This window comes from Streptomyces musisoli (assembly GCF_016741855.1).
GTDB lineage: Bacteria > Actinomycetota > Actinomycetes > Streptomycetales > Streptomycetaceae > Streptomyces > Streptomyces musisoli.
The window spans coordinates 75479-86475 of the sequence record NZ_JAERRH010000025.1 but is presented as its reverse complement, the minus strand read 5'-3'; the positions used below and the strand labels follow the sequence as shown (position 1 = coordinate 86475).

Below are 10997 nucleotides of genomic sequence, written 5' to 3'. Positions count from 1 at the left end.
GAGAACGTGGTGGCCAACCGAACCGCAGCTCTATGAGCTGCGGTTTCTTCATGGTTGGTCGAGGTGTTCGCGTCGGCGGGGTCGGGCAGTTGGCGGGCGGTTCGGTTCTCGTCGTGGAGGTGGTCGATGCCGTCGGTTATCGCGTTGATGGAGCGGCGGGAGGCGCGGGCCCGGGAGGTGCTGGAGGGTGCGGAGGCGAGGCTGCGGGAGGCGGAGGCGCAGGCTGCTGACCCGGCAGCGGTGGGAGTTCGCGAGGATCGGGCGTGAGGAGCTGATGGACGAGCTTGCCGCGGCCGGTGCCGCTGGCACGACATCGACGCAGGTGGAGAGGGTGCACGACGGCGAGGAGCCGGTGGAGGGTGCCGTGGACGCGGTGTCGGGCGGCCGGGCGGGGTATGATGAGCGGCCGCCGTGGTGGTGTGACGGGCTTGGCGTTCAGGCGTTGTCGGGCCTGTATCGGCGGGTGGTCGAGGCGGTCGTGGCCGACGCCACCGCTCGTCCGTGAACGCCGCCTTGCACTCGGTGCAGTGGGGACGACTGGCGTAGCTGATCACGATGCCTTCGACGAGCGTCTGCGGAGCCGTCAGGGCGTAATCGGTGAACAGCGCCTCCAGCAGTGCGCGGGTAGCTCGGCGGCCAGGCTGGCGGGCGCTACGGGCGCCAGCAACCGCGCGCCGCTGCAGCGCTGCGAAGCTGAGCTGCCCATGCTCCATGACGAGCAGCTCGCCGTCATCGCGACCTCACTCGTACGGGTGGGAGACCGCCGAGCCTGCTGCTGGTACCGCTCCCGGGGCTTACTGTCGTGCGCATGCGCATCGTCATTGCTGGGGGTCATGGTCAGATCGCGCTGCGGCTTGAGCGGCTGCTGCACGCGCGGGGAGACGACGTCGTGGGGCTCGTCCGCAATCCGGAGCAGGCCGGCGATCTGGTGGCTGCGGGTGCCGAACCAGTTGTCTGCGATCTGGAGTCGGCGTCGGCCGGCGATGTCGCCAGGCACTTGGATAGTGCGGACGCGGCGGTGTTCGCGGCCGGGGCGGGCCCGGGCAGCGGGGCAGCTCGCAAGGACACGGTCGATCGCGCGGCGTGCTCCCTTTTCGCGGATGCGGCCGAAGCGGCCGGGGTACGGCGCTTCATCGTCATCTCCGCCATGGGCGCGGACCGCGAGCCACCCGAGGGCACCGACCCGGTCTTCGCCGCCTATCTGCAGGCCAAAGGCGCGGCGGACGCCGATGTGCGGGGTCGGTCCGGGCTCGATTTCACGATCCTGCGACCCGGGCACCTGACCAACGATGCGGGTAGCGGCATGGTGACGCTCGCCGAGTCGACTGGCAACGGGTCGGTGTCGCGCGACGACGTGGCGGCGGTGATCACGGCCCTGCTTGACGAGCCTGGCACGGCAGGGCAGACGCTGGAACTGATCAGCGGGAACATGCCGGTGAGCGAAGCCGTGAAGAAAGCCGCTGGCTGACCCCAGGCAGCCGGTAGCACGACGGGGCCTGGCCCGCCCCGCCGCGCCGGACCAGGCCGCACCAACCACAGCAGCCCGGCACGCTGCGCCAGCGACTCACAATCGTCCGGCGGCGTCTGTTCACGGTGGAATACTGGTGGCGGAGTCGTTCGACGGGATGTCTCCGACCAGCGCGCCGAAGACACCCCATCGCTCGTTCGGGCCCTAGTACTGCAACGGTGCTTGTGCTGAGTGTTGGGCAGCTTCATGGGCTGTGTCCGCGTCGTTTGTAGTGGCTGATGCGGGCTTGGAACTGGCGTCGGCGCCGCCAGTGTGACCAGTGCAGGATGTGGTCGATGCTCACGGGCCGGCGGTCGGTGAGTCGGGTGATCAGGCGTCTGATCTCGGCGAGGCTGAGGTGGATGAGTGGGGAGGATCCGTTTCTGCTTTGTCGGCATCCAGTTCGCGGGCCCGCAGCACTGTCAGGCAGGCATGGGCGGCCATGGCCAGGGTCATGTGGCGGTGCCAGCCGGGATACCGGCGGACCTGGTAGTCGTCCAGGCCACACTCCTGCTTCGCGCTCTGGAAGCACTCCTCGATGGCCCACCTGCTGCCCGCGATGCGGATCAGGTCGTCGAGGGTGGTCTCGGTGGGGCAGTAGGCGATGTAGTAGGAGATCTCCCCGGGCCGGCTCACGCTGCGGCGGGCGATCACCCAGTGGCGGCGATCGGGCCGGTGCCAGGGTCGCACCTCGATGCGAGCCCAGTCGTAGATCCGCGGGCCGTGAGCCCCGGTGCCGCAGGAGCGGCGTTTCCACTTCTGTCGCGGCAGACCGTTGAACAGGTCGTGGACGGGGTGGTCGATCGCCCAGCGGGTGACGACGGTGTCATGTCGGGTGGTGGCCATGACGTGGAAGACATCGGCCTGCTCCAGCTCGAACCGCCAGCCCTTGGAATATCCGTAGGCGGCATCCGCGGTCACCCACCGAAACGGGATCCGGTCCGCGACGGCACGACGGACCATCGCCTTCGCCATGGCCACCTTCGTCTCGAACCCAACATGGTCACCGATGCCGGCCCGGCGGCAGCGCTCGCGGTCCTCCATCCAGGACGTGGGCAGATACAGGCGTCGGTCGATCCGGGTCCGCCCGCGGTCGGTGGCATAGGCGAGGAAGACACCGATCTGGCAGTTCTCCGTCCGACCGGCCGTGCCGGAGTATTGCCTCTGCACCCCAGCCGACCGCAGCCCCTTCTTCAGGAAGCCCGTGTCGTCCACGATCAGGACGGCATCCCGGTCTCCGAGGTGCTCAACGACATAATCGCGCACGTCGTCGAGGACCTCCTCGGCGTCCCACTCGATCCGGTTCAGCATCCGGTGGATACGGTCCGGGCCTGCATGCCCGGCCTGTTCGGCCAGCGTCCAGCCGTTCTTCCGCTCCATCGGTGCGATCAGCCCACGCATATAAGCCAGCGTCGACTCACGCGGCTCCGACCTGTTGAACCGGTGCACGAACCGCTCATGCAGAGCGGTCAGTTCACCGGCCCACAACCTGACATCAGCAAGGTTCCCACCCACAACCACACCAACGACCAGCCTGGCCATCAGTCACGACAAGCACCGTTGCAGTACTAGTCTAGGACCTGTCTGATAATTGATCTCGTGGTGGGTCTTGGTGAGCTAACGGATGCGGCGTGGGAGCGGATAGCGCCCCTGCTGCCTGGTCTTGACGGACGTGGACGGCCGTGGCGGGATCACCGGCAGGTGATCAACGGGGTGTTGTGGCGGCTGCGGACCGGTGCTCCGTGGCGTGACCTGCCGGAGCGCTATGGGCCGTGGCAGACGGCCTATGAGCGGTTCGCCCGCTGGGAGGCGGACGGCACCTGGGCGCGCCTGCTCAAGCAGGCGCAGGTCCGGTACGACTCCGTCGGAGCCGTGGAGTGGACCGTGTCGGTCGACTCCACCCTCAGCCGAGCTCACCAGCACGCCGCCGGGGCCCGCAAAAAGGGGCGGCGGCGGGGGACGAACTCGAAGATCCGGCACGTCCGTCAGCGGGCCAGGCGCTGGGCCGGTCCCGCGGCGGGCTGACCACCAAGGTACATCTCGCCTGCGACGGCCGGGGCCTGCCCCTGGCCGTCGTCGTCACGCCGGGCAACGTCAACGACTCCACCGTCTTCGAAACGGTCATGGACGAGCTGAGGGTTCCTCGGACCGGTGCCGGGCGGCCCCGCCGCAGGCCAGACGCGGTCATCGCGGACCAAGGCGTACTCCTCCAGGGCGATCCGCCGCTCTCTGCGGCGCAGGGGCATCCGGGCTGTGATCCCGGAACGGGCCGACCAGAAGGCCAACCGTGTGCGGCGCGGGCAGGCCGGTGGCAGGCCACCGGCCTTCGACCGCGAGCTCTACAAGTCCCGCAACGTGGTCGAGCGCTGCTTCGGCCGCCTCAAGCAGTTCCGGGCGATAGCCACTCGCTTCGACAAACTGGCCGCCCGCTACAGAGCCGGGGTTCACATCGCCTCGCTCATCCTCTGGCTTCGCGAACCTCTCCAAGACCCGTCGGACAGGGTCCGAGGCGTGTCGTAATACAAGGGCAACTGGGCGGAGGTTGCCGTAGGCCGCCCTGCTGGCTGTGCCGTCGAGTGCGGCTGCCAGGGACTACCCCTTGGTGCGGCCCTTGAAGCTTCCGTCGCGGGTGTCAATGTCGATCCAGTCGCCGATCTGGATGGCGTCGGCGACCTGGACTTCGGTTCCGTTGGTCAGCTTGGCCGGCTTCATGTTGCTTGAGGTGCTGGCGTTCTCTGTGTAGCCGATCTGGCGGCTGACGGTGGTGGGGAGTGCGACCCAGAGGGCCCTCTCCTCGTACATGGTCAGGACGCAGACCTCCCGCATGCCCTCCACGATGTACGCCAGGGCGGCTCCGATGTCCTCGGCGTTCAGCTCGTACATGGTGTCGTCGGTGGTGTCCAACCAGACGTAGATATTACCGGAGATGTACGCCAGGGTCACCTCCTTGTCATCGAGGACCACGTCGTCCAGCTTGTCGTCCGCCGCGAAGACGGCGTCCGTCTTGCTGCCGGTCAGCAGGTTATTCAGCTTGCTCTTCACGATCGCGCCGTCGCTGCCCGACTTGCTGCTCAGAACCAGCCACGGGTCATTGTCGATGCGAAGGACGGTACCGGGCCTGAGTTCTTTGCCAGTCTTCATCGTGGGTTCTCCGAGTCCTGAGGGTCTTGATACAGCGACGCGCAGCACGTTGAAATTCGACGAACTGCACCAGCCTCAATGATCGCCAGCAGGTGCTCGAAGGTGTGGTTCGAACTCGACGCGTTCCCTCCAACAGGTGACGCGATCGGACTCGTGGGCGGCAGCGGACGGTAATCCTTTGTCAGACAGGCCCTAGTGGGCTTGGAGGGTGAAGCGGATGGGGGCGGGGGCGGGTGTGGTGCCGGGGCATGTGGCGTTGACGTAGACGCGGCCGGGGAAGTCGGCGGTGATGGCGCGGGAGCCTGCGTAGCCGTCGGGGTCGGTGGCGGTGGTGAAGCTGGCGGAGCCGTTGGGGAAGACCGCTCCGGTGGTGCCGGTGAGCCGGAAGGTGACGGTGACGTCTTCCAGGCCCTGGCCGACAGAGTTGGTGACCCGGACCACGCAGGGCTTCGGGAAACGCCTGTCGGTCTTTTCCTGCTGGTTGTTGCCGGAGTCGATGACGAGGCGGATGCCGCCGGCCGCGGTGACGGTGAGCTGGTAGTAGGCGGCCGGGATATCGGGGTACTCGGGGGCGGTGGCCCGCACCCGGAAGACTCCCGGGGTGAGACCGGCCATGAGGGCGTGGGTGGTGGCGGTGCCGTATGCGGGGTCGGCGGGGTTGCTGTCGAGGGTGGTGACGCGCTCGGATGTGGCGCCGGTGGTGTCGAGGTCCTGCAGGACGGCGGCCAGGTTGCCGCGGTCACCGGCGGCTTGCAGGATTTCGGCGCTCGGACGCAGGTGGTCGATGCTGCCGTCGGCGAGCTGGTAGGGGGCCAGGGCAGGCACGGTGGAGGCCAGGGCGGGGGTGAGGAAGAACGAGCCGGTGGGGTTGGACTCGATGGTGAACTCGACCACCACACCACCCACCGGCGTGCCGCCCGCGGTGGTGACCTGTGCCGTCAGCTGTGCCCCGAACACCGAGGCCGCCACCGCCGACTGACCGTCACCCCGCAGCGGCACGATGTGTGCGGCAACCGGGTCGCCCACCGTGGCATGAAGGGTCGCGCTCTGGCCGCCGCCGGTGGCGATGACCAGGAAGTCGCCCTCGCCCGCTCCGGCGGTGCAGGTGGCGGAGGCGAGGCCGTCGCCGTCGGTGACGGTGTCGTGCATCATGTCCCGGCCGGGCAGGGTGGAGCCGGTGGAGTCGGTGTCGGAGAGGGCGAACCGTACCGGCAGGCCGGCCAGCGGCGCCCCGGCGCGCAGGGCGCGCACGGTCATGGGCTGGAAGGCGGTGCCGGGCCGGGCCTGCTGGTTGTTACCGGAGACGGTCACGAACTGGTCGGCGGTGGTGAGTGCGACGTCCAGGACAAAGACGGCTTCCGCGAAGCCGGCGGTGGCGACGACCTCGACGGGCCCGGTCCGCGGGCCCGCGATCAGCGGGACGGCCGTGGTGGCGGTGCCGTCGCTGCCGGTGGTCACCGTGTCCGGGGAGCCGGTGGGGAAGCCGGTGCCCGTGTCATGGGCGTCGCGGACGGTGAAGGAGACCTCAGCTCCGCCCACGGGCACGCCTGCAGGGCCAGTCACCCGCACGGCCAGGGGCTCGGGGAAGACGGTGCCGGGCTCGGTCTCCTGCCCGCTCCCGGACACCGTCACCACCGACTCCACCCCGCCCGGCACACCCCCCACCACCAGACAATGGTCGCTGCCTGGGCCGAGTCCGACATACGCGGCACGCAACCCCGCCGGCATATTCGCCTGACCGCTGGAGTTGTTGCCCCAGGCGATGACGCGCCCGTCCGACAGCAACGCCAGACTGTGACTAACCCCGCCGGCGACCTGTACTACCCCGGACTGCGCGGCAGGTGGCACAGTCGCCTGACCGCTGGAGTTGTTGCCCCAGGCGATGACGCGTCCGTCCGACAGCAACGCCACACTGTGCCAAGCGCCGCCGGCGACCTGTACTACCCCGGACTGCGCGGCAGGTGGCACAGTCGCCTGACCGCTGGAGTTGTTGCCCCAGGCGATGACGCGCCCGTCCGACAGCAACGCCAGACTGTGCATGTAGCCGGCGGCGACCTGTACTACCCCGGACTGCGCGGCAGGTGGCACAGTCGCCTGACCGCTGGAGTTGTTGCCCCAGGCGATGACGCGCCCGTCCGACAGCAACGCCAGACTGTGCCCGTGGCCGACGGCGACCTGCACCACCCCCGACTGCGCGGCCGACGGCACAGCCGCCTGACCGCTGGAGTTGTTGCCCCAGGCGATGACGCGCCCGTCCGACAGCAACGCCACACTGTGATGACCTCCGGCGGCGACCTGCACCACCCCCGACTGCGCGGCAGGCGGCACAGTCGCCTGACCGCTGGCGTTGTCGCCCCAGGCGACGACGCGTCCGTCCGACAGCAACGCCACACTGTGAGTGCCGCCGGCGGCGACCTGCACCACCCCCGACTGCGCGGCGGCCGGCACATTCAGCTGACCCTCGGTGTGCCTCCCCCAGGCGATGACGGGGCCGAAGGTGACCGGCGGAGGAAACCCCGCCATGCGGGGCAGGCGGGCAGGGCGGGTCGCAAGCACGGTCATGATGGGTGACACTCCTTCGTCGTTCGGTTCGCCAGAGGCGGTATCAGGGGCGCCCCGGGCTGCGCTTTGATGCGGAGCCGGGGCTGAAGCAGATGAGCGGTGCAGGAAGTACGTGACGCCGGCTTCTGGGCCGGGGTGTAGGCGAGAGTGGTGTTGGGGCAGTCGGCGGAGTAGCGCAGCAGGGCCTCCCGCTCGGCGGGATCGACGGCGAGGCCCCACCGCTTCTTGGTGGCCACCCACTCGCCGATATACCGGCAGTGGTGATGACACCGGGCACCAGTGACCGCGCTCCCCACCGATCGCCGGCGGCGGCGAGGGTCTGCACCATGAACTTCCCGACCCCACCCCCACCGAGCAGGACAGCCCGGCCCCGGAGCTGCCGGTCACCCTCGACATGCCCGGCATGGTCGCCGACTTCCTGCGTGCCGCCGACCGTGATCGTTCTCATCGGGATTTCCTGTACCTCAACTACTCACACCCGCCGAGCCCTCATGTGGATTGGAGGACGAAGCGGATGGGGGCGGGGGCGGGTGTGGTGCCGGGGCACGTGGCGTTGACGTAGACGCGGCCGGGGAAGTCGGCGGTGATGGCCCGGGATGCGGCGTAGCCGTCGTGGTCGGTGGAGACGGTGAAGCTGGTGGAGTGGTCGGGGAAGACCGCTCCGGTGGTGCCGGTGAGCCGGAAGGTGACGGTGACGTCTTCCAGGCCCTGGCCGACGGAGTTGGTGACCCGGACCACGCAGGGCTGCGGGAAACGCGTGCCGGCCTTGGCCTGCTGGTTGTTCCCGGACTCGATGACCAGGCGGATACCGCCGGCGGCGGTGACGGTGAGCTGGTAGTAGGCGGCCGGGATGTCGGGGTGGTCGGGGGCAGTGGCCCGGACCCGGAAGATCCCCGGGGTGAGGCCCGCCATGAGGCTGTGTGTGGTGGCGGTGCCGTAGTGGGGGTCCGCGGGGTCGTTGTCGAGGGTGGTGACGCGCTCGGACATGGCACCGGTGGTGTCCAGGTCCTGCAGGACGGCGGCGAAGTTCGCATGGTCGCCGTTGGGTTCCGCTGCGTGGGCGCTCAGGTGCAGGGGGTCGGTGTTGCCGTCGGCGAGCTGGTAGGGGGCCAGGGTGGGGACGGCGGAGGTCAGGTCGGGGATGAGGAAGAACGAGCCGGTGGGGTTGGACTCGATGGTGAACTCGACCACCATGCCACCCACCGGCGTGCCGCCGGCGGTGGTGACCTGTGCCGTCAGATGGGCGGCGAACGCCGAGGCCGCCACCGCCGACTGGCCGTCACCCCGCAGCGCCACGATGTGCGCGGCGACCGGGCTTCCCACCGTGGCGTGGAAGGGCACACTCCTGCCGCCGCCGGTGGCGATGACCAGGAAGTCGCCCTCGCCCGCTCCGGCGGTGCAGGTGACGGAGGCGATGCCGTCGGCGTCGGTGACGGTGTCGTGGACCGTCCCGCCGCCGGGCAGGGCGGAGCCGGTGGTGTCGGTGTCGGAGAGGACGAACCGCAGCGGCAGGCCGGCCAGGGGCTCCCCGCCGCGCAGGGCGCGGACGGTCATGGGCTGGAAGCCGGCGTTGGGCCGGGCCTGCTGGTTGTCGCCGGAGACGGCCACTAGCTCGTCGGCGGTGGTGCGTGCGACGTCCAAGACGAAGTCGGCGTGCGCGATGCCGGCGGTGGCGGCCACCTCGACGCGTCCGGTGCGCGGGCCCGCCACCAGTGGGACGGTCGTGGTGGCGGTGCCGTCACTGCCGCTGGTCACCGTGACGGGGGTGCCGGTGGTGAAGCCGGTGCCCGTGTTGTCGGTGTCGCGGACGGTGAAGGAGACCGCCGCCCCTTCCACCGGCGCGCCCGCAAAGCTGGTGACTCGCACGGACAGGGGCTCGGGGAAGAGGGTGCCGGGCTCGGTCTCCTGCCCGTTGCCGGACAGCATCTCCACCGACGTCACAGCTTTCGGCACACCCCCCACCACCAGGTTGTGCCTGCTGGCTGAGGCGGGGCCGACATACGCGGCACGCAATCCTGCCGGAACAGCCGCCTGACCCTGGTCGTTGTTGCCCCAGGCGATGACGCGCCCGTCCGACAGCAGCGCCACACTGTGCACGACGCCGGCGGCGATCTGCACCACTCCCGACTGCGCGGCGGCCGGCACCGTCGCCTCACCGTGGTCGTTGTGGCCCCAGGCGATGACCCGCCCGCCCGGCAGCAGCGCCAGACAATGCGCACCGCCGGCGGCGATCTGCACTACTCCCGACTGCGCCGCGGCCGGCACGTCCACCTGCCCGTAGTGGTTGCCGCCCCAGGCGATGACCCGCCCGTCCGCCAGCAGCGCCAGACTGTAATAGCCGCCGGCGGCGGTCTGCACCACTCCGGACTGCGCTGCGGCCGGCACGTCCACCTGCCCGAAGTTGTTGTTGCCCCAGGCGATGACCCGCCCGTCCGCCAGCAGCGCCAGATTATGCGTTTGGCCGGCGGCGATTCGCACCACTGCCGACTGCGCCGCGGCCGGCACCGTCGCCTGACCGTAATAGTTGTTGCCCCAGGCGAGGACGCGCCCGTCCGACAGCAGCGCCAGACTATGCGCTTGGCCGGCGGCGATCCGCACCGTCCCCATCTGCGCCGCGGCCGGCACCGTCGCCTGGCCGTTGTCGTTGGCGCCCCAGGCGACGATGCGCCCGTCCGACCTCAACGCCAGACTGTGAACGATGCCGGCGGCGACCTGTACCACTCCCGACTGCGCGGCAGCCGGCACAGACACCTGGCCGTTGCTGTTGTGGCCCCAGGCGATGACGGGCCCCGGGGCGACCGGTGGGAACGCTGCGCGCAGGGGGAGGCGGGCAGGGTGGGTCGCAAGCATGGTCATGACGGGTGACAGCTCCTTCGTCGTCGGATCGCCCGCAGGCGATCTCAGGGGGCGTCCCGGACTCGATGCAGATCCGGGGTTGAAGCACATGGGCTGGGTGCAGGAAGTACGTGAGGCCGGCTACCGGGCCGGGGCGTAGGCGAGAGTGGTGTTGGGGCACTCGGCGGCGTAGCGCAGCAGCGCCTCCCGCTCGGCGGGGTCGACCGCAAGGCCCCACCGCTTCTTGGTGGCCACCCACTCACCGATGTACCGGCAGTGCACGGCTGGGGCCGGCATCCACTGGGCCGGGTCCTTGTCGCCCTTCTGCCGGTTCGAGCGCGCACTGACCGCGACCAGGGTCACGTCTGAGCCGAGGTCGTTGGCGTAGCGGCGGCGCTTCTCCGTCGTCCACCCGTAGCCGCCCGAGTCGTGGACTTCCGCGAGGGGGACCAGGTGGTCGATGTCGATCTTGCCGGGGCCGGAGCCGTGGACCTCCTGGCCGTCGTAGTACGACCACCACACGCCGCCGGTGAGTTTGCAGTCCGCGCCCACCGTGGGGGGCTCGATCGCCTCGGCGATCAAGACGTCCTTGTCCGCGGTGCAGCCGTTCTTGTCATCGTCCCGCCAGTGCGGGTACGCCGTCCGCTGGTAGCCGTCACGGACCTCCTCAGCCACCGGCAAAGAAGCGATCCCGTCCAGCAGCGTCACCTCATCCGCACGAGCTGGACCCGCCGGAGCCAGCACAGCGAAAGCCAGGGCCGCGGCCATCACACCGTGCCGAAAGTTCTTCACCATGCAGCGGTTCTACCGGCCTGCCCCCAGCTGACGGCCCCAACTCACGCGGACGGGGGAAGACGGTTCACCGGAGAAACGGCACTTCACGCCCACCTGCCGCGGGCTACGCCAGGCGGCTTCGTCGAGCCCGGCAGCAGTCAGGTCCTGTACGTTCGCC

General features: G+C 69.7%; 7 protein-coding genes and 1 pseudogene. 3 read left to right on the top strand and 5 right to left on the bottom strand.

The window, feature by feature from the left end; genetic code table 11:
* The first annotated feature begins 274 nt into the window (after nt 1–274).
* Nucleotides 275–505, top strand: coding sequence for a hypothetical protein (locus JK361_RS36000; protein ID WP_201826474.1), 231 nt, complete (start codon nt 275–277; stop codon nt 503–505).
* A 303-nt stretch (nt 506–808) separates the two neighbouring features.
* Nucleotides 809–1468 carry an SDR family oxidoreductase gene (locus JK361_RS35995; protein WP_201826472.1) on the top strand — a complete coding sequence of 220 codons (660 nt, stop codon included), beginning with the start codon at nt 809–811 and terminating at the stop codon, nt 1466–1468.
* A 369-nt stretch (nt 1469–1837) separates the two neighbouring features.
* Here JK361_RS35995 and JK361_RS35990 read toward each other — a convergent pair whose 3' ends face one another.
* Nucleotides 1838–3022, bottom strand: coding sequence for an IS701 family transposase (locus JK361_RS35990; RefSeq protein WP_201826470.1), 1185 nt, complete (start codon nt 3020–3022; stop codon nt 1838–1840).
* An 84-nt stretch (nt 3023–3106) separates the two neighbouring features.
* On the opposite strand from JK361_RS35990, the pseudogene JK361_RS35985 reads away from it, so the two are divergent.
* A pseudogene (locus tag JK361_RS35985) lies at nt 3107–4027 on the top strand (IS5 family transposase).
* 72 nt (nt 4028–4099) lie between these two features.
* Here the strand turns inward: JK361_RS35985 and JK361_RS35980 are convergent.
* From JK361_RS35980 to JK361_RS35965, 4 genes are all read right to left on the bottom strand, one after another.
* Nucleotides 4100–4648, bottom strand: coding sequence for an elongation factor P (locus JK361_RS35980; protein WP_201826469.1), 549 nt, complete (start codon nt 4646–4648; stop codon nt 4100–4102).
* A gap of 192 nt (nt 4649–4840) precedes the next feature.
* Nucleotides 4841–7210, bottom strand: coding sequence for an RCC1 domain-containing protein (locus JK361_RS35975; RefSeq protein WP_201826467.1), 2370 nt, complete (start codon nt 7208–7210; stop codon nt 4841–4843).
* A 489-nt stretch (nt 7211–7699) separates the two neighbouring features.
* Nucleotides 7700–10066: an RCC1 domain-containing protein gene (locus JK361_RS35970; RefSeq protein ID WP_201826465.1), complete on the bottom strand. Its 2367-nt coding sequence runs from the start codon at nt 10064–10066 to the stop codon at nt 7700–7702.
* Nucleotides 10067–10186: 120 nt separating this feature from the next.
* On the bottom strand, nt 10187–10840 hold the full coding sequence (locus JK361_RS35965; protein WP_201826463.1) for an HNH endonuclease family protein: 654 nt from the start codon (nt 10838–10840) through the stop codon (nt 10187–10189).
* Nucleotides 10841–10997 lie beyond the last annotated feature (157 nt).

What these genes read in the sequence shown, in the direction of transcription:
- JK361_RS35965 (WP_201826463.1), bottom strand. Translation starts at nt 10,840, where the DNA reads ATGGTGAAGAACTTTCGGCACGGTGTGATGGCCGCGGCCCTGGCTTTC.
- JK361_RS35970 (WP_201826465.1), bottom strand. Translation starts at nt 10,066, where the DNA reads ATGACCATGCTTGCGACCCACCCTGCCCGCCTCCCCCTGCGCGCAGCG.
- JK361_RS35975 (WP_201826467.1), bottom strand. Translation starts at nt 7,210, where the DNA reads ATGACCGTGCTTGCGACCCGCCCTGCCCGCCTGCCCCGCATGGCGGGG.
- JK361_RS35995 (WP_201826472.1), top strand. Translation starts at nt 809, where the DNA reads ATGCGCATCGTCATTGCTGGGGGTCATGGTCAGATCGCGCTGCGGCTT.
- JK361_RS36000 (WP_201826474.1), top strand. Translation starts at nt 275, where the DNA reads ATGGACGAGCTTGCCGCGGCCGGTGCCGCTGGCACGACATCGACGCAG.
- JK361_RS35980 (WP_201826469.1), bottom strand. Translation starts at nt 4,648, where the DNA reads ATGAAGACTGGCAAAGAACTCAGGCCCGGTACCGTCCTTCGCATCGAC.